20 protein-coding genes are annotated in these 22,599 nt (G+C 63.2%); 16 read left to right on the top strand and 4 right to left on the bottom strand.

Features of this window, described 5'->3' with window-relative positions:
* Window positions 1-46 precede the first annotated feature (46 nt).
* The 8 genes from atpE (at window position 47) to QM685_RS00570 (ending at window position 8,133) form a co-directional block, all read left to right on the top strand.
* Window positions 47-316 (top strand): F0F1 ATP synthase subunit C, encoded by a 270-nt coding sequence (atpE, locus tag QM685_RS00605; protein WP_007180033.1) that lies wholly within the window; start codon window positions 47-49, stop codon window positions 314-316.
* A gap of 136 nt (window positions 317-452) precedes the next feature.
* Window positions 453-923 (top strand): F0F1 ATP synthase subunit B, encoded by a 471-nt coding sequence (locus QM685_RS00600; RefSeq protein WP_415111913.1) that lies wholly within the window; start codon window positions 453-455, stop codon window positions 921-923.
* A 2-nt stretch (window positions 924-925) separates the two neighbouring features.
* Window positions 926-1,465 carry a F0F1 ATP synthase subunit delta gene (locus tag QM685_RS00595; RefSeq protein ID WP_415111912.1) on the top strand — a complete coding sequence of 180 codons (540 nt, stop codon included), beginning with the start codon at window positions 926-928 and terminating at the stop codon, window positions 1,463-1,465.
* A gap of 56 nt (window positions 1,466-1,521) precedes the next feature.
* The gene (atpA, locus tag QM685_RS00590; RefSeq protein WP_415111911.1) at window positions 1,522-3,063 is read left to right on the top strand and encodes a F0F1 ATP synthase subunit alpha; all 1,542 of its coding nucleotides are present in this window, start codon (window positions 1,522-1,524) and stop codon (window positions 3,061-3,063) included.
* Window positions 3,064-3,203: 140 nt separating this feature from the next.
* Complete coding sequence (gene atpG, locus QM685_RS00585) at window positions 3,204-4,088, top strand: F0F1 ATP synthase subunit gamma (protein WP_415111910.1); 885 nt, start codon at window positions 3,204-3,206, stop codon at window positions 4,086-4,088.
* A 101-nt stretch (window positions 4,089-4,189) separates the two neighbouring features.
* On the top strand, window positions 4,190-5,584 hold the full coding sequence (gene atpD / locus QM685_RS00580; protein ID WP_415111909.1) for a F0F1 ATP synthase subunit beta: 1,395 nt from the start codon (window positions 4,190-4,192) through the stop codon (window positions 5,582-5,584).
* Between the two features lie 154 nt (window positions 5,585-5,738).
* Complete coding sequence (locus QM685_RS00575; protein WP_011490288.1) at window positions 5,739-6,164, top strand: F0F1 ATP synthase subunit epsilon; 426 nt, start codon at window positions 5,739-5,741, stop codon at window positions 6,162-6,164.
* Window positions 6,165-6,402: 238 nt separating this feature from the next.
* The gene (locus tag QM685_RS00570; RefSeq protein ID WP_415111908.1) at window positions 6,403-8,133 is read left to right on the top strand and encodes an AMP-binding protein; all 1,731 of its coding nucleotides are present in this window, start codon (window positions 6,403-6,405) and stop codon (window positions 8,131-8,133) included.
* Window positions 8,134-8,533: 400 nt separating this feature from the next.
* Here the strand turns inward: QM685_RS00570 and QM685_RS00565 are convergent, their stop codons facing one another.
* Genes QM685_RS00565 through QM685_RS00555 form a run of 3 tightly spaced genes read right to left on the bottom strand, consistent with a single transcriptional unit; the run spans window position 8,534 to window position 9,855 of the window.
* Window positions 8,534-8,911, bottom strand: coding sequence for a hypothetical protein (locus QM685_RS00565; protein ID WP_415111907.1), 378 nt, complete (start codon window positions 8,909-8,911; stop codon window positions 8,534-8,536).
* Window positions 8,899-9,690 (bottom strand): transporter substrate-binding domain-containing protein, encoded by a 792-nt coding sequence (locus QM685_RS00560; protein WP_415111906.1) that lies wholly within the window; start codon window positions 9,688-9,690, stop codon window positions 8,899-8,901. The genes QM685_RS00565 and QM685_RS00560 overlap by 13 nt, the downstream gene beginning before the upstream one ends.
* Before the next feature lie 18 nt (window positions 9,691-9,708).
* Window positions 9,709-9,855: a hypothetical protein gene (locus tag QM685_RS00555; RefSeq protein WP_415111905.1), complete on the bottom strand. Its 147-nt coding sequence runs from the start codon at window positions 9,853-9,855 to the stop codon at window positions 9,709-9,711.
* 121 nt (window positions 9,856-9,976) lie between these two features.
* Here QM685_RS00555 and hemE point away from each other — a divergent pair, with 121 nt between their 5' ends.
* The 4 genes from hemE (at window position 9,977) to QM685_RS00535 (ending at window position 15,693) form a co-directional block, all read left to right on the top strand.
* Window positions 9,977-11,077, top strand: coding sequence for a uroporphyrinogen decarboxylase (hemE, locus tag QM685_RS00550; RefSeq protein WP_415111904.1), 1,101 nt, complete (start codon window positions 9,977-9,979; stop codon window positions 11,075-11,077).
* 464 nt (window positions 11,078-11,541) lie between these two features.
* Window positions 11,542-13,800: a primosomal protein N' gene (locus QM685_RS00545; RefSeq protein ID WP_415111903.1), complete on the top strand. Its 2,259-nt coding sequence runs from the start codon at window positions 11,542-11,544 to the stop codon at window positions 13,798-13,800.
* A 172-nt stretch (window positions 13,801-13,972) separates the two neighbouring features.
* Complete coding sequence (locus QM685_RS00540; RefSeq protein ID WP_415111902.1) at window positions 13,973-15,415, top strand: YeiH family protein; 1,443 nt, start codon at window positions 13,973-13,975, stop codon at window positions 15,413-15,415.
* Window positions 15,412-15,693, top strand: a complete 282-nt coding sequence (locus QM685_RS00535) for a hypothetical protein (RefSeq protein WP_415111901.1) — start codon at window positions 15,412-15,414, stop codon at window positions 15,691-15,693. Before QM685_RS00540 ends, QM685_RS00535 begins: the two co-directional genes overlap by 4 nt.
* Before the next feature lie 73 nt (window positions 15,694-15,766).
* Here the strand turns inward: QM685_RS00535 and QM685_RS00530 are convergent, their stop codons facing one another.
* Complete coding sequence (locus QM685_RS00530) at window positions 15,767-15,946, bottom strand: hypothetical protein (RefSeq protein WP_415112294.1); 180 nt, start codon at window positions 15,944-15,946, stop codon at window positions 15,767-15,769.
* 321 nt (window positions 15,947-16,267) lie between these two features.
* On the opposite strand from QM685_RS00530, the gene putA reads away from it, so the two are divergent.
* The 4 genes from putA (at window position 16,268) to QM685_RS00510 (ending at window position 22,570) form a co-directional block, all read left to right on the top strand.
* A complete protein-coding gene (putA, locus tag QM685_RS00525) occupies window positions 16,268-20,206 on the top strand; it encodes a trifunctional transcriptional regulator/proline dehydrogenase/L-glutamate gamma-semialdehyde dehydrogenase (RefSeq protein ID WP_415111900.1) in 3,939 nt (1,312 codons plus the stop codon).
* Window positions 20,207-20,293: 87 nt separating this feature from the next.
* Window positions 20,294-21,442, top strand: coding sequence for a branched-chain amino acid ABC transporter substrate-binding protein (locus QM685_RS00520; protein ID WP_415111899.1), 1,149 nt, complete (start codon window positions 20,294-20,296; stop codon window positions 21,440-21,442).
* A gap of 226 nt (window positions 21,443-21,668) precedes the next feature.
* On the top strand, window positions 21,669-21,941 hold the full coding sequence (locus QM685_RS00515) for a hypothetical protein (RefSeq protein WP_415111898.1): 273 nt from the start codon (window positions 21,669-21,671) through the stop codon (window positions 21,939-21,941).
* An 8-nt stretch (window positions 21,942-21,949) separates the two neighbouring features.
* Window positions 21,950-22,570 (top strand): hypothetical protein, encoded by a 621-nt coding sequence (locus QM685_RS00510; protein ID WP_415111897.1) that lies wholly within the window; start codon window positions 21,950-21,952, stop codon window positions 22,568-22,570.
* The last annotated feature ends 29 nt before the right edge of the window (window positions 22,571-22,599 follow it).

The raw sequence follows: 22,599 nt of genomic DNA, 5'->3' as shown, positions 1-22,599 counted from the left end.
TCCCAGTTCCAACCAGTTCTAAAAGACTTTTCACAAAGGAGTGATCATGCAAGCTTTCATCGCCAACATCCAGGGTCTGACCGCCATCGGTATCGGCATCATCATCGGCCTGGGTGCAATCGGCGCCTGTATCGGTATCGGTCTGATGGGCGGCAAGTACATCGAAGCATGCGCCCGTCAACCGGAACTGATGAACCCGCTGCAAACCAAGATGTTCCTGCTGGCTGGTCTGATCGATGCGGCGTTCCTGATTGGTGTTGGTGTGGCAATGCTGTTCGCGTTCGCGAACCCGCTGCTCTCGAAGCTGGCAGGCTGAGGTTCCTCGGAGGTTTGCGTCTGAGCTATAACTGGTAAAGGCGCAGGGCGGAACGGGTACTGGGGCGCTGATCGAGCAGAATCGATGAGCGCCTTGCCGTTTCACTTTCCGAACTAGCAACGTTTAAGGAAACACCGTGAATCTCAACGCAACCCTGTTTGCGCAAATGGTCGTGTTCCTGATCCTCGCGTGGTTCACGATGAAATTCGTGTGGCCGCCGCTGATCAACGCCATCGACGAGCGCGCGAAGAAGATCGCCGACGGTCTGTCCGCCGCGGAGAAGGGCAAGCAGGAACTCGAAGCCGCTCACAAGCGCGTCGACCAGGAACTCGCCCAGGCACGCAACGACGGTCAGCAACGCATTGCCGACGCGGAAAAGCGCGCTGTGGCGGTCGCCGACGAAATCAAGGCGCAGGCGCAGGCGGAAGCCGCGCGCATCATCGCGCAGGCCAAGGCCGACGCGGAACAGCAAGTCGTCAAGGCGCGCGAAACGCTGCGTGGCGAAGTCGCCGCACTCGCCGTGAAGGGCGCTGAACAGATCCTGAAGCGCGAAGTCGACCAGGCAGCTCACGCTGACCTGCTGAATCAACTGAAAGCCGAGCTCTGATCATGGCCGAACTTGCAACCATCGCCCGTCCGTACGCAGAAGCGCTGTTTGGCGTGGCCGAAGCTGGTGACATCGCCGCCTGGTCCACGCTCGTGCAGGAGCTGGCACAGGTTGCGCGTCTGCCCGAAGTGCTGTCGGTCGCCTCGAGCCCGAAAGTAAGCCGCGCCCAGGTCAGCGATCTGCTGCTGGCCGCGGTCAGGTCGCCGCTCAAGGACAACGCGCAAGCGAAGAATCTGGTGCAGATGCTGGTGGACAACCATCGCCTGCAATTGCTGCCGGAAATCGCCTCGCAGTTCGAAGAGTTGAAGAACGCCCGCGAAGGGGCGGCAGATGTGCTGATCGTCAGCGCATTCCCGCTCGAAGGTGCGCAGTTGAACGAACTCGTCGCAAGTCTCGAACGCAAGTTCAAGCGCAAGCTGAAGCCGACGGTCGAAGTCGACCCGTCGCTGATCGGCGGCGTGAGCGTGACGGTCGGCGACGAAGTGCTCGATACCTCGGTCCGCGCGCGGCTTGCCAGCATGCAGACGGCCCTGACGGCCTGAAGCGCCTCGCGCTGAAGCGGCTGGCACGCAACAGAATTGACTATCAGGAGCGAATAATGCAACTCAATCCCTCTGAGATCAGCGAGCTGATCAAGAGCCGGATCCAGGGCCTTGACGCGAGCGCAGACGTTCGCAACCAGGGCACCGTGATCTCCGTGACCGACGGTATCGTGCGCATCCACGGCCTGTCGGAAGTGATGCAGGGCGAAATGCTCGAATTCCCGGGCAACACCTTCGGTCTTGCCCTGAACCTCGAGCGCGACTCGGTCGGCGCCGTGATTCTGGGTGAGTACGAACACATTTCGGAAGGCGACATCGTCAAGACGACCGGCCGCATTCTCGAAGTGCCGGTGGGTCCCGAACTGCTCGGCCGCGTGGTCGACGCACTCGGCAACCCGATCGACGGCAAGGGTCCGCTCAACACGAAGATGACCGACGCGATCGAAAAGATCGCGCCGGGCGTGATCTGGCGTAAGTCGGTTTCGGAGCCGGTCCAGACCGGTCTGAAGTCGATCGACTCGATGGTGCCGATCGGCCGCGGCCAGCGTGAGCTGATCATCGGCGACCGTCAGTGCGGCAAGACCGCCGTCGCCGTCGACGCGATCATCAACCAGAAAGGCAAGAACCTCGTCTGTATCTACGTCGCGATCGGCCAGAAGGCTTCGTCGATCATGAACGTGGTGCGCAAGCTCGAAGAATCCGGCGCGCTCGAATACACGATCGTCGTCGCTGCTTCGGCTTCGGACTCGGCGGCGATGCAGTACCTCGCGCCGTACGCCGGCTGCACGATGGGTGAATACTTCCGCGATCGCGGCCAGGACGCGCTGATCGTTTACGACGACTTGACCAAGCAGGCCTGGGCATACCGTCAGATCTCGCTGTTGCTGCGCCGTCCGCCGGGCCGTGAAGCTTATCCGGGTGACGTGTTCTATCTGCACTCGCGTCTGCTCGAGCGCGCGGCTCGCGTCTCGGAAGAGTACGTCGAGAAGTTCACGAACGGCGAAGTGAAGGGCAAGAGCGGCTCGCTGACGGCGCTGCCGGTCATCGAAACGCAGGCAGGCGACGTGACCGCATTCGTTCCGACGAACGTGATCTCGATTACCGACGGCCAGATCTTCCTTGAAACCGACCTCTTCAACGCAGGTATCCGCCCGGCAATTAACGCTGGGGTGTCGGTGTCGCGTGTGGGTGGCGCGGCTCAGACGAAGGTCGTGAAGAAGCTGTCGGGCGGTATCCGTACCGACCTCGCGCAGTACCGTGAGCTCGCGGCGTTCGCGCAGTTCGCATCGGACCTCGACGAAGCGACCCGCAAGCAGCTCGAGCGCGGCCGCCGCGTGACGGAACTCCTCAAGCAGCCGCAGTACCAGCCGCTGCAGGTGTGGGAGCTGGCCGTGTCGTTGTTCGCGGCGAACAACGGCTACCTCGACGACCTCGAAGTTGCTCAAGTCCTGCCGTTCGAAAAGGGCCTGCGCGAATTCCTGAAGACGAGCCATGCTGACCTGATCAAGCGCATCGAAGATACCAAGGAACTCTCGAAGGACGACGAAGGCCTGCTGCATACGGCCGTCAAAGACTTCAAGAAGTCCGGCGCTTATTGATCCGCGAGTGATCCGCAAGGCATAAACGGACCTTGAAGCAGCGCGGGCCGTATGTGAATACCCCCGCGCCGCTTCGGCCGCTTTGCATGGGACCCGGGTAAGCGCTGAAGCGCTAACCCGGGCCGACAAAGGAGCAAGCAATGGCTGGAATGAAGGAAATTCGCGGCAAGATCAAGAGCGTGCAAAACACGCGCAAGATCACGAAAGCGATGGAGATGGTGGCCGCATCGAAAATGCGCCGCGCTCAGGAGCGCATGCGCGCTGCTCGCCCGTATGCCGACAAGGTCCGCGATATCGCTGCCCACATGAGCCGCGCGAACCCCGAGTATCGTCACCCGTTCATGGTGTCGAACGAAGGCGCGAAGGCGGCTGGCGTCATCCTCGTCACGACCGACAAGGGTCTGTGCGGCGGGATGAACACCAACGTGCTGCGCGCATCGCTGCAGAAGTTCAAGGAACTGGAAGGCCACGGCAAGACGGTCGAGGCAACCGCGATCGGCAGTAAGGGTCTGGGCTTCCTGAACCGTCTGCACGCGAAGGTCGTGTCGAACGTCGTGCATCTGGGCGACACGCCGCATCTGGAAAAACTGATCGGCGCGGTGAAGGTGCAGCTCGACCTGTTCTCGGAAGGCAAGATTTCGGCGGTGTACCTCGCGTACACGCGCTTCGTCAACACGATGAAGCAGGAGCCGGTGATCGAGCAACTGTTGCCGCTGTCGGCGGAGCAGTTCGAGCGCACGGAAGCAGACGGCACGACGCCGAGCACCCAGTGGGACTACATCTACGAGCCGGATGCGCAGGCAGTGGTGGACGAGCTGCTGGTGCGTTATGTCGAAGCGCTGGTCTATCAGGCCGTCGCGGAAAACATGGCATCGGAGCAGTCGGCCCGGATGGTGGCGATGAAGGCCGCTTCGGACAATGCGAAGACGGTCATCAACGATCTGCAGCTCGTGTACAACAAGAGCCGTCAGGCCGCGATCACGAAAGAACTGTCGGAAATCGTCGGTGGAGCAGCGGCTGTCTGACCCCGGTCAGGCTGATCGTTTCGCGTGCGCCCGCGGCGGCGCACCCATCGAAGAACCGCGCCTTTGCGCGAGTGAAGAATTGAGTATCTAAAGGAAAAGCGATGAGTACCACTGCTTTGGTAGAAGGCAAGATCGTACAGTGCATCGGCGCGGTGATCGACGTGGAATTTCCGCGTGAATCCATGCCGAAGATTTACGACGCGCTCATTCTCGAAGGTTCGGAGCTGACGCTCGAAGTCCAGCAGCAACTGGGCGACGGCGTGGTCCGTACCATCTGTCTGGGTGCTTCGGACGGTCTGCGTCGTGGCACGATTGTGAAGAATACGGGCAAGCCGATCAGCGTGCCGGTCGGCAAGCCGACCCTCGGCCGCATCATGGACGTGCTGGGCCGTCCGATTGACGAAGCCGGCCCGATCTCGAGCGACACCACGCGCTCGATTCACCAGAAGGCTCCGGCGTTCGACGAACTGTCGCCGTCGACCGAGCTGCTCGAAACCGGCATCAAGGTTATCGACCTGATCTGCCCGTTCGCGAAGGGCGGCAAGGTGGGTCTGTTCGGTGGCGCCGGCGTGGGCAAGACCGTGAACATGATGGAACTGATCAACAACATCGCGAAGGAACACGGTGGTTACTCCGTGTTCGCCGGTGTGGGCGAGCGTACCCGCGAAGGGAACGACTTCTATCATGAAATGAAGGACTCGAACGTTCTCGACAAGGTCGCGCTGGTGTACGGCCAGATGAACGAGCCGCCGGGCAACCGTCTGCGCGTCGCGCTGACCGGCCTGACGATGGCCGAGCATTTCCGTGACGAAGGTCTCGACGTGCTGTTCTTCGTCGACAACATCTACCGTTTCACGCTGGCCGGTACCGAAGTGTCGGCACTGCTCGGCCGTATGCCGTCGGCAGTGGGCTATCAGCCGACGCTGGCTGAAGAAATGGGCAAGCTGCAAGAACGTATTACGTCGACCAAGACAGGCTCGATCACGTCGGTGCAGGCCGTGTACGTCCCCGCGGACGACTTGACCGACCCGTCGCCGGCTACGACCTTCGGCCACCTGGACGCAACCGTCGTGCTCTCGCGTGACATCGCTTCGCTGGGTATCTACCCGGCAGTGGACCCGCTCGATTCGACCTCGCGTCAGATCGACCCGAACGTGATCGGCGAAGAGCACTATTCGATCACGCGCGGCGTGCAGCAAACGCTGCAGCGCTACAAGGAACTGCGCGACATCATCGCGATTCTGGGCATGGACGAACTCGCGCCGGAAGACAAGCTCGCCGTTGCGCGCGCTCGCAAGATCCAGCGTTTCCTGTCGCAGCCGTTCCACGTCGCTGAAGTGTTCACGGGTTCGCCGGGCAAGTACGTGCCGCTGAAGGAAACGATCCGTGGTTTCAAGATGATCGTTGAAGGCGAGTGCGATCACCTGCCGGAACAGGCGTTCTACATGGTCGGCACGATCGACGAAGCCTTTGAAAAGGCCAAGAAGATCCAATAAAGGTCGGGTGTAAGTAATCAGGCGTGGCAAAGTCGTACCGACTGAATAAGTCACCACTGACTTATCGCGCCTTTCACTACGCTCAACCCAGCCTTGCATGAGACGAAAGTCAGCGCGTTAAAGCGCTAACTTTCGTCGACAGGAGTCGACACTTATGGCAACCATTAAAGTAGACGTCGTCAGCGCGGAAGAGCAGATCTTCTCGGGCCAGGCGAAGTTCGTCGCACTACCGGGAGAAGCGGGTGAGCTCGGCATTCTGCCGGGCCACACGCCGCTCATCACGCGGATCCGTCCGGGTGCGGTGCGCATCGAAGCTGAAAACGGCGAGGAAGAGTTCGTGTTCGTGGCGGGCGGTATCCTCGAAGTCCAGCCGGGCGCAGTGACGGTTCTCGCCGACACCGCGATCCGCGGCAAGGATCTCGACGAAGCCAAGGCTGAAGACGCACGCAAGCGCGCGGAAGAAGCACTGCAGAACACGGGTTCGAACCTCGAATACGCAACTGCGCAAGCCGAACTCGCATACGCGACGGCGCAGCTCGCGGCAATCCAGCGTCTGCGCAAACTGCGTGGTCAGCACTAAGGCAATACGCAGCCGAAGAAAGCAGCCCTCGCGGCTGCTTTTTTTTGATATCTGATTGACGTTTACGGAAAGGTCAGCAAAATTCCCGGGATGGTTTGGCTTGGCGAAATGGTCATCCGCCGGAGTCTGCGCGATGCGCTGCGGGTAAGACTTGATGCCGGCTGGATCCACGTCGGTGCACAATCGATTTCAAATTCATTTCAATCGAGCGCACGCTTGCGCTCACGGAGACAACACCATGGCAGCGCATAGGTCGGGCGAAGGTGCACTCATCGAACCCAAGGACGGACTGTCGTACGTCCGCGGGTCGACCGAAATCCCGTTGAGCGAAGCGACCATCAGCGAGTTTCTGCGCGACACTGCGGCGCGCTTTCCCGATCGGCCGGCCCTGGTGTTCCGCGAGCAGGGCATCCGCTGGACGTGGACAGAGTTCGCGAATGAGGTGGACGTGTTGGCGTCCGGACTGCTCGCGCTCGGTATTGCGAAGGGCGATCGCGTCGGTATCTGGTCGCCGAATCGCGTCGAATGGCTGCTAACCCAGTTCGCAACCGCGCGTATCGGTGCCATCCTCGTCAACATCAATCCGGCTTACCGGCTCGCGGAACTCGAATATGCGCTGAACAAGGTCGGTTGCAAGGCGATCATCGCCGCCGAGCGCTTCAAGACGTCGATGTATCTGGAGATGCTGCAGGAGCTCGCGCCCGAACTCGCGACGCAGGCGCCCGGCGAGCTTCACGCCGCGAGGCTGCCCGAATTGCGCTACGTGATCCGCATGTGCGATACGGAAACGCCGGGCATGCTGAGCTTTTCCGACGTGATCGAGCGCGGGCGCGTGGCGCTCGACATCGCGCGGCTCGATGCGATCGGCGCCACGCTGTCGTGTCACGAGCCGATCAACATCCAGTTCACGAGCGGCACGACGGGTAATCCGAAGGGCGCGACGCTAACGCACAGCAACGTCGTGAATAATGCGCGTTATATCGCGATGGCGATGCGGCTCAGCGAGCAGGACGGCCTGTGCATTCCCGTGCCGCTGTACCACTGCTTCGGGATGGTGCTGGCGGTGCTCGCGTGCGTGTCGGTTGGCGCGAACATGGTGTTCCCTGGCGAGGGCTTCGACCCGGCGGCGACGCTCGCGGCGACCGCGGAAGAAAAATGCACCGCGTTGCACGGTGTACCGACGATGTTCATCGCCGAACTCGAGCACCCGGATTTCGCCTCCTACGACTTCTCGCGCCTGCGCACGGGCATCATGGCCGGCTCGCCGTGCCCGATCGAAACGATGAAGAAGGTCGTCTCGAAGATGCATCTGAGCGAGATCACGATTGCCTACGGGATGACGGAGACGAGCCCGGTGTCGTTCCAGAGTTCGACGACCGATCCGCTCGACAAACGCACTACGACAGTAGGTCGCATCCAGCCGCATCTCGAGGTGAAAATCGTCGATCCGCTCGGCAACATCGTGCCGGTCGGCGACACCGGCGAGCTATGCACGCGCGGCTATTCGGTGATGCTCGGCTATTGGGGCGACGACGCGAAGACGCGCGAGAGCATCGTCGACGGCTGGATGCACACCGGCGATCTGGCGACGCTCGATAGCGAGGGCTATTGCAACATCGTTGGCCGCCTGAAGGACATGCTGATTCGCGGCGGAGAAAACATCTATCCGCGCGAGATCGAGGAATTTCTGTTTCGCCACCCGAAGATCCAGAGCGTGCAGGTGTTCGGTGTGCCCGACACGAAATACGGCGAGGAAGTCTGTGCCTGGATCGTGCTGCGCTCAGGCGAACAGGCGACGAGCGAAGAAATCCGGGAATTCTGTCAGGGGCAAATCGCGCACTACAAGGTACCCAGATACATCCGTTTCGTCGACGAATTGCCGATGACCGTGACGGGCAAGGTGCAGAAATTCATCATGCGCGAACGCATGATCAGCGAATTGAAACTGGAGGAGGGCAAGACGGCATGAAATTGCTGCCGCGTAGGCGTCGACCGGGCGAAATAAGGAAAGGCGCTGGCGCACTGCGGCGGCCTTTTTCGCCGCGCGCAAACGTTTGAGCAGGCGAAAAAAAAGCGGGCCTGGAGCCCGCTAAAAACCACACGCTACGGGGTTAGCGCGAGGAGACCAAAGTTGGGACCGGCTATCACAGCGACCCTGCGCCGGCTACGACCCCAACAAGGATGCCCCTTCACAGGGCTTCGGCAAAGCCGACCGGCAGATGCATCGTATCCGCTCACACCACGCACCCAGCCACATCCGTGTTGAAACCGTTTAGGGCATTGTGGGCGAATTAATCCAGGAACGCGGTAACAAAGTGTTTCAGGTTGTAACGCCCGCCAGATAAGGCGCTGCGGGATTTATTGCTAAATTACGATGTTTGAAATGCAATTTTTACCGATGACTTTGGGGCAACTTCATACGCCTGATTGATGCTATTCGTGACGCATATTGCCGCATAAATAATCCGGTCGATTGCGCGTGAAATGGTTGCATCTACATCTTTCGCGGGGTGAGTTCCGCGTGTTACAAGAAACTCATCGGGCGTCGAAATTCGTCTGTGGAAAACGGAAGATGGTGCTGCATCGCAGCACTCCAGCTTCCGCCTTTCAGGCATATAAAAAAGGGACGACTGAATCTGCTTCATGCGGATCAGATTGAGCTGTTCCGGGTCCGCAGGGTCGCCCTTGGTTACATCATCGTCTTCGAAACGAGGCCGCACCGGCGCCAACGGCCTTATTTCAGCCACTTATCCGAAATGGCCTGATACTCGCCGGTTGCCCGCGCGAGATGCAGCCACTGGTCGACATACTGCTGGAACGCGACGTCGCCGCGCGGCAGCAGCCATGCTTTCTCACCATACTGGAACGGCTTGTCCGGGTGCACCGAACACAGACCCGGATTCAGCTTCTGCTGCAGCAGGGTCTCCGACGCATCCGTCACCATTACGTCCGCCTTGCCGGCGAGGATCTGCTTGAAGATCGTCACGTTATCCGGATAAACGGTCACGTTCGCGTGAGGGAAGTACTGCTTCGCGAAACGCTCGTTGGTGCCGCCCGGATTCACGATGACCCGCACGTTCGGCTGGTCGATCTGCGCGACCGTCTGGAATTTGTTGACGTCATCGCAGCGGACGATCGGCGTCTTGCCGTCGATCATGTAAGCCTGAGTGAAGAACGCATGCTTCTGCCGCTCGAGCGTCGGCGATACGCCGCCGATGCCGATGTCGCATTTCGCGACGAAGTCGTTCATCAGGTTCGACCACGACGTCTTGACGAACTCGACCTTCACGCCGAGCGATTTGGCGAGCGACTCGGCCATGTCGATATCGATGCCTTCGAACTGGCCATCCCCCTTGTAGAACGAATACGGCTTGTAGTCACCGGTCGTGCAGGCGCGCAGCGTGCCGCGACTCATGATTTCGTCGAGCCGGGACGGCGCGGCCGCCGCGGTTTGCGCGCTGGCCACGCCCACGTGCATCAAAAGGCCGGCGAGCGCGCCGAGCATTGCGAGTGCTGCCTTGTTCATCGAGTCTCCTTGTTGTGTTTAATTCGTCGGTAAGGCTGTCGGATAGTAGCCCGCCAGCGCGAGCTTGAACATCAGCCATTCAGCCAGGTCAGGTTGCGCGGGCGGCGACAGCGAGCCCGCGACCCCATACAGGCCGAGCCCGTACCAGCCGCCAGCCGCTCGCAACTTGTCTCGCGAGCCATGCCCGAAGGGCGTTAACGCAACAGCTATGGCCCATTCACGCGCAATGCGGCGAGCCGGGTCCGGTAAAATGCCCCATTGCCCTTTAGTCTGAGCCGTACGCAACGTGGCCCATCAACTCCTGAACGACACTTTCCTGCGCGCGCTGCTGCGCCAGCCGACCGACTACACGCCGATCTGGCTGATGCGCCAGGCCGGCCGCTATCTGCCGGAATACAATGCCACGCGCGGCCTCGCGGGCAGTTTCCTCGGCCTCGCAAAGAACCCGGCGTTCGCGACGGAAGTCACATTGCAGCCGCTCGAACGCTATCCGCTCGACGCCGCAATCCTTTTCTCCGACATCCTGACCGTGCCCGATGCGATGGGCCTGGGGCTGGAATTCGTCAATGGCGAGGGGCCGAAATTCGCGCGTCCGGTGCGCACCGAAGAGGACGTCGCGCGTCTCGCGGTGCCGGATATCGACGCGACACTGCGCTACGTGACCGACGCCGTGCGCGAAATCCGCGTGGCGCTCAAGGATGCGCAAGGCCGCCAGCGCGTGCCGCTGATCGGCTTTTCGGGCAGCCCGTGGACGCTCGCGTGCTACATGGTCGAAGGCGGCGGTTCGGCGGACTTTCGTACCGTCAAGTCGATGCTCTATGCGCGTCCCGACCTGTTGCACCGGATTCTCGATATCAACGCGCGCTCGGTCGCTGCCTACCTGAATGCGCAGATCGAAGCCGGCGCGCAAGCCGTGATGATTTTCGACACGTGGGGCGGGGCGCTCGCGGACGGCGTCTATCAACGCTTTTCGCTGCACTACATCCAGCAGGTGGTCAGCCAGTTGAAGCGCGAGCACGACGGCGAGAAGATCCCGGTGATCGCTTTCACGAAGGGTGGCGGCCTGTGGCTCGAAGACATCGCCGCAAGCGGTGTCGACGCGGTCGGCCTCGACTGGACCGTGAATCTCGGCAAGGCGCGCGAGCGCGTCGGCGGCAACGTCGCGCTTCAGGGCAACATCGACCCGGCGGTGCTGTTTGCGCCGCCCGCCGCGATCCGCATGGAAGCACGCGCGGTACTGGACAGCTTCGGCAATTATCCGGGGCACGTTTTCAACCTCGGTCACGGCATCTCGCAGTTCACGCCGCCGGAGCATGTCGCCGAACTGGTCGACGAAGTGCATCGTCACAGCCGCGCGATTCGATGCGGCGCGCATACACCGACCTGATGCCGTAATCGTTACCATTTTTTGTTGCAGTGCAGCGAAGTGGGCTCTCGCCCTAAGGATAAAAATGCCGCGCAGAGGCCGTCAGATGGCGGTCTTGTGATTGTCAAGAGTTGACTTATGCACATCCGTCACGTTGCGGCGCGGTAGAGGCTTTAATCGTGCCCTGACCCTTGCACATGCTCGGCGCATTTGATCTAAGCCTTGTCTGGCAAGGGTTTGCGGGTATCGCGGCGCAATGTGCGGAAGCCCACAAAAGGCCGCTGCGACGCCATTTGCGGCGCTTCGAAGCGAAGTTCTTAACAAAGTTATCCACAGGCGCCGAGCCGATTGCAATTGTTCAGTCGAATCCAAAACTTAGCGGCGAAATTGAAGTTTTACTTTAACTTCGGCGGTCTCGCCTCCTTTGCAACTGTCCCCGTCCCGCAGCTTCGTGCCGTGGTGGCTCATCTTTTCCACAGCGCCGCGTGAGCGAACTGTTCGTGCGCGTCGCGCTGGATCATCCGCTGCCGACTCTGTTCGACTATCGCTGTGATACGCCCGAGGCGGCCGTGCCGGGCATGCTCGTCAGCGTGCCGTTCGGCAGGCGGCATGTGGTGGGGCTCGTATGCGAAGTGGCCGCTCACAGCGAGGTGCCGGCCGAGCGCCTGCGGTCCGTGGATAAAGTCTGCACCGTGTGTCCTCCGCTGTCGGCGCACTGGCTCGCGCTTGCCGCATTCGCCGCCGATTACTACCAGCGCGGTCTTGGTGAAGTGGCGTTGCCCGCACTGCCGCAGGCGTTGCGCGACGCGTCGCGCTGGTCGCGGCTGTTCGCGCCGGAAGAGCGCTACCGGCTGACGCCCGGGGGCCGTGCGGCGTTGCCTGATGCGTTGCCCGCCCGCGCGACGGCGCTCAGAAGGCTCGCGCAGGCGCTGGCCGACAGCGACTTCGTGCTGGCCGCCGATGCTCGCGCGCTGCATCCAAAGGCACTGGCGACGTTCGACACATGGCAGGCGGCCGGCTGGGTTGAACTCGACGTGATCGAAGCCGCCGCGGTGCCAGCCGCCGCCGCACTGCCGGACGCGCCCGCGCCGCTTCTCCCCACGCTCACCGACGAACAGACAACCGCTGTCGAGGCGATCCGCGACGCCGACGGCTTCGCGCCGTTCCTGCTGCACGGTGTGACGGGCAGCGGCAAGACCGAGGTGTACCTGCGCGCGCTCGCCGAAATTCTGAGCGCGAAGCCCGACGCGCAGGCGCTCGTGCTCGTGCCCGAAATCAATCTGACGCCGCAGTTCGAGGCGGCTTTTCGCGCCCGCTTCGCCGCGCTCGACGGCACCGCGATCGTCACGCTGCACAGCGGCCTCGCGGAAGGTGAGCGCGCCCGCAACTGGTTCGCCGCGCACACCGGCCGCGCGCGCATCGTGCTCGGCACGCGGCTCGCGGTGCTCGCGTCGCTGCCGCAACTTGCGATCATCGTCGTCGACGAGGAGCATGATCCGGCCTACAAGCAGCAGGAAGGCCTGCGCTATTCGGCGCGCGATCTCGCGATCTATCGCGCGAAGCAGCTTGGCGTGCCGGTCGTGCTGGGCTCCGCGACGCCGTCGCTGGAGAGCTGGTGGCAGGCCGATCAGGGGCGCTACAAACGGCTCACGCTGTCGCGCCGGGCCGTCGCCGACGCCGTACTGCCAGCCGTGACGCTGATCGACCTCGAAGATGAGCGCCGGCGTGGCCGGGCGTCGTTCGAAGGCCTGTCGGGGCCGCTGATCGCCGCGCTAAAGACGCGGCTCGAACGCGGCGAGCAGAGCCTCGTGTTCCTGAACCGTCGCGGCTACGCGCCGCAACTCGCGTGTGATGCGTGCGGCTGGGTCGCGGGCTGTCCGCGCTGCAGCGCCTATGTCGTGCTGCACAAGCCCGAGCGCGCGTTGCGCTGCCACCATTGCGGCTGGGAATCGCGCATCCCGCGCTCGTGCCCGGAGTGCGGCAACGTCGATATCGCTCCGCTGGGGCGCGGCACGCAGCGCGTCGAGGAAACGCTCGCGAGCGCGGTGCCGGGCGCCCGCGTGCTGCGCATCGATGCCGACAGCACGCGCCGCAAAGGCAGCGCGCAGGCACTGTTCTCCGACGTGCACGCGGGCGAGGTCGATATCCTCGTCGGCACGCAGATGATCGCGAAGGGGCACGATTTTCAGCGGGTGTCGCTGGTCGGCGTGCTCAATGCCGATACTGCGCTTTTCTCCCACGATTTCCGCGCGAGCGAGCGTCTTTTCGCGCAACTGATGCAGGTGAGCGGCCGCGCGGGACGCGCCGGTCTGCCGGGCCAGGTGCTCGTGCAGACACGTTATCCGCGCCACGCGCTCTATCACGCGCTGAGCCTTCACGACTACGTCGGCTTCGCCAATGCAACGCTCGCCGAGCGGCGCGACGCCCAACTGCCGCCATTCGTCTATCAGGCGCTGCTGCGCGCCGAGGGCCGCACGCTCGAAGCGGCGCTTGCTTTTCTGCAGCAGGCCGCCGCCGAACTCGCCCACGTCCCCGCCGCGGAGCGCGTGACTGTCTACGACGCAGTGCCGCTCACCATCGTCAAGGTGATGCACGTGCATCGCGCGCAGTTGCTGATCGAAAGCGCGTCGCGCGCCGCGCTGCAGGCCACGCTGCATGCGTGGCAGCCGCTGCTGCGCGGGCTCAAGGGGGTACTGCGGGGTGTACTGCGCTGGAATCTCGAAGTCGATCCGCTCGACATCTGACGACGCCGGCAGCCAGTCCGCGGGCGCCATACTTCTTTGCGTCATATCCATAGAGCGAATGATCGTTTCGCTTTGCGAAGGCGCTCACCTATAGTCGCCAAATCGGCGCATCTTCGGGCAAATCGACAACAACTCCGCGCCGGTGCCACTCAACTTTTTCGGGGCATCTGCAATGAGCGACACCCATCACACCGTGCCGCCGGGCGGCGCGCCGGCACAACCGCAAGGTACACAAAGCGCGCAAAGCTCGAAGAGGGGCAGCGGATTTTCACTCACCGAAGACTGGCTCGCCGCCGGCGTCGGCCTGCTCGTGATCGTGATTGCGTGGGCGCTGTTCGCATCCGGCGGCAGCATCAAGTGGCTCGCGGTGGCGCCGGCCAAATGGTCGGGCATCGGCCAGGCCGGGCAGGACTTCATCCGGCATTTTCCTGACTACGTCGCGCTATTCGCTGCGTTCGCACTGCTATTCGGCGCGAGCGTCGCCCTCCTCGGGCAACGTGTCGGCGCGTTTCTGGCGGCGTTCCTGGTCGTATTCGTCGCTTCCGCGCTGATCCTGATACTCGGCGCCTGGGTCGATGCGTCGAAGTACAACCTCGAGCCGCCGCTCGTCGCGCTGGCGCTCGGGCTCATCGTGTCGAATGTGTTTACTCTGCCGGAATGGCTGGCGGCCGGGCTGCGGGTCGAGTTTTACATCAAGGTCGGCATCGTGCTGCTCGGCGCGACGCTGCCGTTCACGTTGCTCGTGTGGGCGGGGCCGGTAGCGGTCGCGCAGGCGAGCATCGTGTCGCTCGTGACGTTCTTTGTGATCTTCTTCGCCGCGCGGGCGTTCGGGCTCGACCGGCGCTTTGCCGCGGTCCTCGGCGTCGGCGGCGCGGTGTGCGGCGTGTCGGCGGCGATCGCGATTGCCGGTGCGGTGCGGGCGAGGCGCGAGCAGGCATCGGTCGCGATCACGCTGGTGGTGCTGTGGGCGATCGTGATGATTTTCGTGCTGCCGTTCGCGTCGCGCTCGCTCGGACTGCCGACGGCCGTCGCCGGCGCATGGATCGGCACCTCCGAATTCGCCGACGCGGCGGGCATTGCCGCCGCGCAGGCCTACGGCGATTTCGCGCGGCACGCAGGCGGCGCGATCGCGGGCGCGCCGGACGCATCGTTGCAGGCGTTCACGCTGATGAAGGTGGTCGGCCGCGACATCTGGATCGGCATCTGGGCGTTCGTGCTCGCGATCGTCGCGACGACGCGCTGGGAAACGCAGGAGAGCGGCGTGACCGCACGCGCGAATGCCGGCGAGATCTGGGCGCGTTTCCCGAAGTTCGTGATCGGCTTCGTGATTGCGTCGGCGCTGGTCACGTGGATCGCGAGCCATTATTCGCTTGCCGATTACCGCAAGATCGTCACGCCCGAATTCGTTGCGCCGATTACGGTGCTGCGCACGTGGGCGTTCACGTTCTGTTTCCTGAGCATCGGTCTGACGACGCGGTTCCGCTCGCTCGCCGCGACCGGCCTGAAGCCGTTCCTCGCGTTCACGGCGGGCGTCGTGGTCAATATCGCGATCGGCTATGCGCTATCCGCGCACGTGTTCGCGTCGTACTGGAACAGCCTGGGGCAGGGCGCGTGAAGATCCTGATGTCGATGGAGCGCTTCGCCCGCGCGGCGGCGCTCGTGCACGCTCCCGCCGGAGCGGACGCGCCGTGCTGCGCGGCTTGCCTGCATCATGTGGAGAATCGGGATGCGCTCGAGCAGCGCATTCCGGGCCTCGTGGCCTTCGGTTCAGGATTTGGCGCGAGCGTCGCGGATAGCCGGCTGTGCCATCTGCATGACCAGCTCGTGTCGCCTCGCGATTGCTGCGAGCGCTTCGAGCCGGCTGCGGGGATCGCGGCGCTCTCGCCGCGCTGAACCGGGGCGATTTCTAGCGCGAAGCGCGAACTGCCAGCCGCCCATCCCGGCCCCGGGGCGTCACCGATTCACGTCAATCGTTCATCGCGGTCCGCGCCGTATTCCCCGCCGACCCGCGCGATGCCGCTCGCGCGCGTTGCTTCTCTTCCTCATGCTCATGCCTGTTCGAGCCGCCGGTCGCGCCTCGAATGAAGAACACCGCACAGGCCGCGCACATCACCCAGATACCCAGTATCACCAGCCATTTTTCCATCTCACCAACCCTCAGAACCCCGTTTATCTTTTTTGCGTGCCCTGAAAACAGACGTTTCGGGCCACCCGTCGCCGTGCTTCTGTATATCGGCGCGTGAAGTCGTTTGATAAGGCTTATTGAGAAAAGAATCACGCCAGGGAAAGTACCGATCACAACCGCGCTCGCCGGCTCTCGGCCCGTCGGCCGGAAACCCCCGCTATACAAGGCCCTCAGCAGGGTGCAACCATTCCGCCGATCTGGTTGCACCTTTTTATTGGGAGGCGTACGATTCGCCAACTTTTAGTCTTTCGCCAGGCCTGCACCTGGTATCGAGAAGGAAACATGGCTAGCACCACCCTTGGCGTCAAGGTCGATGACCTCCTGCGTTCCCGGCTCAAAGATGCGGCTACCCGCCTCGAGCGCACTCCCCACTGGCTGATCAAACAGGCGATCTTCGCGTACCTCGAAAAGATCGAGCACGGCCAGTTGCCCGCTGAACTATCGGGGACGACGGGCTCGGCCGATCTGGCCGACGGCGCGGCGGTCGAGAACGACGAAGACGGCGCATCGCACCCGTTCCTCGATTTCGCGCAGAACGTGCAACCGCAGTCGGTGCTGCGCGCGGCGATCACCGCCGCGTACCGCCGTCCGGAGCCGGAGTGCGTGCCGTTCCTGCTCGGTCAGGCGCGTCTGCCCGCCAATCTCGCCGGTGACGTGCTGGCGATGGCCGGCAAGCTCGTCGAGACGCTGCGCGGCAAGAGCAAGGGTGGCGGCGTCGAAGGGCTGATCCACGAATTCTCGCTGTCGAGCCAGGAAGGTGTCGCGCTGATGTGCCTCGCCGAAGCGCTGCTGCGCATTCCCGACCGCGCGACCCGCGACGCGCTGATCCGCGACAAGATCAGCAAGGGCGACTGGAAATCGCACGTCGGCCAGGCGCCGTCGCTGTTCGTCAACGCGGCGACCTGGGGGCTGATGATCACCGGCAAGCTGGTGACGACCAATAGCGAGACGAGCCTGTCGTCGGCGCTCACGCGCCTGATCGGCAGGGGCGGCGAACCGCTGATCCGCAAGGGCGTCGACATGGCGATGCGCTTGATGGGCGAGCAGTTCGTGACCGGCGAGAACATCTCCGAAGCGCTCGCGAACAGCCGCAAATACGAGGCGCGCGGCTTCCGCTATTCGTACGACATGCTCGGCGAGGCGGCCACCACCGAGGCCGACGCGCAGCGCTACTACGCGTCCTACGAGCAGGCGATCCACGCGATCGGCAAGGCGGCCGGCGGCCGCGGCATCTACGAAGGCCCGGGCATCTCGATCAAGCTGTCGGCGCTGCATCCGCGCTACTCGCGCGCGCAGCAGGAACGCACGATGAACGAGTTGCTGCCGCGCGTGCGCTCGCTCGCGATCCTCGCGCGCCGCTACGACATCGGTCTGAACATCGACGCGGAAGAAGCCGACCGCCTCGAACTGTCGCTCGATCTGCTCGAAGCGCTGTGCTTCGATCCGGAGCTGGCCGGCTGGAACGGCATCGGCTTCGTCGTGCAGGCGTACCAGAAGCGCTGCCCGTTCGTGATCGACTACCTGCTCGATCTGGCGCGCCGCAGCCGTCACCGCATCATGGTGCGGCTCGTGAAGGGCGCTTACTGGGACACCGAAATCAAGCGCGCGCAGGTCGACGGCCTCGAAGGCTATCCGGTCTACACGCGCAAGGTCTACACGGACGTGTCGTACCTCGCCTGCGCGAAGAAACTGCTCGGCGCGCCGGATGCCGTGTATCCGCAGTTCGCGACGCACAACGCGCATACGCTGTCGGCGATCTACTACCTCGCCGGCAACAATTACTACCCCGGCCAGTACGAGTTCCAGTGCCTGCACGGCATGGGCGAGCCGCTGTACGAAGAGGTCACGGGTCGCGACAAGCTGAACCGGCCGTGCCGCGTTTACGCACCGGTCGGCACGCATGAGACGCTGCTCGCGTACCTCGTGCGCCGCCTGCTCGAAAACGGCGCGAACACCTCGTTCGTCAATCGCATCGCCGACGAATCGGTCGCGATCAAGGACCTGGTCGCCGATCCGGTCGAGGAAGCATCGAAGATCGTGCCGCTCGGCGCGCCGCACGCGCGCATTCCGCTGCCGCGCAATCTGTACGGCGCGGAGCGTCTCAATTCGATGGGCCTCGATCTGTCGAACGAACATCGGCTCGCGTCGTTGTCGTCGGCGCTGCTGGCGAGCGCGCATCATCCGTGGCACGCCGCGCCGATGCTGGAGGACAACGAGAGCGCCGGCGCGACCGCCGGCGTGGCGCGCGACGTGCGCAATCCGGCCGACCAGCGCGACCTCGTCGGCACGGTCGTCGACGCGACCGCCGGGCACGTGAGCGCCGCGCTCGGTCACGCGGTGGCCGCCGCGCCGATCTGGCAGGCGACGCCGGTCGAAGCGCGCGCCGACTGCCTCGCGCGTGCCGCCGATCTGCTCGAAGCGCAGATGCACACGCTGATGGGTCTGGTCGTGCGCGAAGCGGGCAAGTCGCTCGCGAACGCGGTCGCGGAAATCCGCGAGGCGATCGACTTCCTGCGCTACTACTCGACGCAGATCCGCAACGAGTTCTCGAACGACACGCATCGCCCGCTGGGGCCCGTCGTCTGTATCAGTCCGTGGAATTTCCCGCTGGCGATTTTCATGGGCCAGGTGGCCGCCGCGCTCGCGGCCGGCAATACGGTGCTCGCGAAGCCGGCCGAGCAGACGCCGCTGATCGCCGCGCAGGCGGTGCGGATCCTGCGCGAAGCCGGCGTGCCGGCGGGCGCGGTGCAACTGCTGCCGGGCGACGGCGAAACGGTCGGCGCGGCACTGGTGGCCGATCCGCGCACCCGCGCGGTAATGTTCACCGGCTCGACCGAAGTCGCGCGCCTGATCAATAAAACGCTGTCCGGCCGCCTCGATCCGGACGGCAAGCCGATTCCGCTGATCGCCGAAACCGGCGGCCAGAACGCGATGATCGTCGACTCGTCGGCGCTCGCCGAGCAGGTCGTGGCCGACGTGCTGCAATCGTCGTTCGACTCCGCCGGTCAACGGTGTTCGGCGTTGCGCGTTCTTTGTCTGCAGGACGACGTCGCGGACCGCACGCTCGAAATGCTGACCGGCGCGATGCGCGAGCTTGCCGTGGGCAATCCGGACCGTCTGTCGACCGACGTCGGCCCGGTGATCGACCTCGACGCGAAGCGCGGCATCGATGCGCACATCGCGGCGATGCGCGACAAGGGCCGCAAGGTCGAGCAACTGCCGCTGCCGGAAGGCACTGCGCAGGGCACCTTCGTGCCGCCGACGCTGATCGAGCTCGACAGCATCGACGAACTGAAGCGCGAAGTGTTCGGCCCGGTGCTGCACGTCGTGCGTTATCGCCGCAGCCAGCTCGACAGGCTGCTCGAACAGATCCGCGCGACCGGCTATGGTTTGACGCTCGGCATCCACACGCGTATCGACGAAACGATCGCGCACGTGATCGGCCGCGCGCACGTGGGCAACATCTACGTGAACCGCAACGTGATCGGCGCGGTGGTGGGCGTGCAGCCGTTCGGCGGCGAAGGGCTGTCGGGCACGGGGCCGAAGGCGGGTGGCGCGCTGTATCTGCAGCGTCTGCTCGCGACGCGCCCGGCCGGTCTGCCGAAGTCGCTCGCGCAGGCGCTGGTGACCGAAGTACCGCAGACGGCGGAAAACGGCGACAATCCATCCGCCGCGCTCTCCGCGCTGCGCGACTGGCTGATCGCCGAGCGCGAGCCGCAACTGGCCGCGCGCTGCGACGGCTATCTGTCGCATGTGCCGGCGGGCGCGACCGCAGTGTTGCCCGGGCCGACCGGCGAGCGCAACACGTACACGCTTGGGCCCCGCGGCACGGTGCTGTGCATCGCGTCGACCGCGAGCGGCGCGCGCGTGCAACTGGCCGCCGCGATTGCTACGGGAAATCGTGCATTGTTCGAAGGCGCGGCCGGTGAACAATTGGTGTCCCAGCTACCCGCGTCGCTGAAGTCGTACGCGAGCGTGAAGAAGAGCACCGATGCGCCGTTCGACGCCGTGCTGTTCGAAGGCGACGGCGACGAACTGCTGGCGCTCGTGAAGGAAGTCGCGAAGCGGCCGGGGCCGATCGTGTCGGTGCAGGGTGTCGCGGCCGGCGCGCTCGCGAGCGGCGACGAAGACTACGCGCTCGAGCGTCTGCTCACGGAGCGCTCGGTCAGCGTGAACACCGCGGCGGCAGGCGGCAATGCAAATTTGATGACGATCGGTTGAGCCAACCTCGGCGATCCATTCAATAGAAAGGAAGCGGCACGGCGACCCCGAATCCGCTTCATCCACACCTGGTATCAAGGAGAAGCTATGCAACAAAAAATGAAACAGCTGGCAGGCGCAGCTCTGGTTGCCGCAATGTCGCTGGCGGGGACGGCCAACGCTCAATCGGTGGAAGACGTGAAGGTGGGTTTTGCAGGTCCGATGACGGGCGCGCAGGCGCACTACGGCAAGGACTTCCAGAACGGCATCGTGCTCGCGGTCGAAGAGTTCAACGCGACCAAGCCGGTGATCGGCGGCAAGCAGGTTCGTATCGTGCTGGACTCGGCCGACGACCAGGCCGACCCGCGCACCGGCACGACCGTCGCGCAAAAGCTCGTGGATGACGGCATCAAGGGCATGCTCGGCCACTTCAACTCGGGCACGACGATTCCGGCGTCGCGCATCTACGCGAACGCGGGCATCCCGCAGATCGCGATGGCGACCGCGCCCGAATACACGCAGCAAGGCTTCAAGACGACCTTCCGCATGATGACGTCCGACACGCAGCAAGGTTCGGTTGCCGGCACGTTCGCGGTGAAGAATCTCGGCATGAAGAAGATCGCGATCGTCGACGACCGCACGGCTTACGGCCAGGGTCTCGCCGATCAGTTCGAAAAGGCGGCGAAGGCGGCGGGCGCGACGATCGTCGATCGTGAATACACGAACGACAAGGCCGTCGACTTCAAGTCGATCCTGACCAAGCTGAAGTCGGTGAACCCGGATCTGATCTATTACGGCGGCGCGGATTCGCAGGCAGCGCCGATGGTCAAGCAGATGAAGCAGCTCGGCGTGAAGGCGCCGCTGATGGGCGGCGAAATGGTCCACACGCCGACCTTCATCAAGCTCGCGGGCGACGCGGCGAACGGCACGGTGGCTTCGCTCGCCGGCCTGCCGCTCGAAGAAATGCCGGGCGGCAAGGCCTACGTCGAGAAGTACAAGAAGCGCTTCAACGAGGACGTGCAGACGTACTCGCCGTATGCATACGACGGCGCGATGGCGATGTTCACCGCGATGAAGAACGCGAACTCGACCGATCCGGCCAAATACCTGCCGGTGCTCGCGAAGACCTCGATGCCGGCCGTGACGTCGGCCAATCTCGCGTACGACCAGCACGGCGATCTGAAGAACGGCGGTATCACGCTGTACAAGGTCGTCGATGGCAAGTGGACGACGCTGCAAAGCGTGGGCGGCAAGTAAGCGGTTTTGCGCAGTCCGCGTTGACGATAAAAACCCCGCTTCGGCGGGGTTTTTTTATTGTCTTTGTCGTGCCGCTGTTATTTGAACGACCTCGGGTATTCGACTTCTACCGAAAAAAATTTCGCAGACAATCTCCAGTGGCGCCACGAAAACGTTCTGGCGTCTTTGTACGAGACCTATCGTATAATTGAAGGTGTGGTTGTCGATACCGAGCAAATACAGGCAGGTGAAACGTGCGGTCATTTCCGCGCTCCGCTCCGGTAAGTTTCAGCACGAGACCCGCGCCGGCATTAACGTGAAAAATCTTCTTGCGACCGGGCAGATTACCGCTCGATTCGTTGAGGCGCTCATTGCAAGAAGCGACGGCACGCAATATAGCTCGTCGCCTCACCACCGCGTTCCTTCAATCGATGTTCACATCATCGTGTCTGGTAGCTGGTACGTGAAGTTCTACTTCGTAGGTGATCCGGAAACCGTGTTTATCAGCGTGCATCAGTGAGTGACCCCATGAAGATGAAACTGTATGAAGAGGGCGAAAAGAGCCACGCCATCTGTTCCCACTGCAAGCAACTGGTGAGTACGACGTTCCGGCGGCGGGACGTGCCTTTCAGCGATGGCAAAGGCGAGGTGAAGAATATCCTCGCCGCGGTCTGCGACATATGCGGTCGGATTGTTGCCATGCCGGCCCAGTCGACGCCGGCTGTCCGCGAAGCACGGCAAAAGGAGGTCAGGCCGATCGAGGCACAACTGCCCGCGATCTATCTCGATGTTCTCGACCTGGCGGCTTATATGATCGATAGCGCGAGCTCAACCGAATTTCGCAAGGTGTTGATGACGCTTTATCTGCATCGGTTCGCGTCGGGGGAATATCCGCGGGCGAGGCTCGTCAAGGCGCATCGGTCGGCATCAGAGCGCTTCAAGGAGCGTCGCGGCGCAGCTCGCAGACGGCTTTCAATGAAGGTCACACCTCGCATCGCGGAAGATCTGAAGACGCTGATGTACGAAACGACCTTGAGCCAGACCGAAGTGATCAAATCAGTGATTTATCAGATTCAATCCGACGTGATCGAAGCCCGGAAGCCTGCGTTATTGAAAGAGCTTGGCGCGTTGTCGATTATCTACGCGTAGCTCGCATGCTTCGCGCACGAAAAAAGCCC

Source organism: Paraburkholderia sp. (assembly GCF_047605525.1).
Taxonomy (GTDB): domain Bacteria; phylum Pseudomonadota; class Gammaproteobacteria; order Burkholderiales; family Burkholderiaceae; genus Paraburkholderia.
This window is presented reverse-complemented; position numbering and strand designations above follow the sequence as displayed.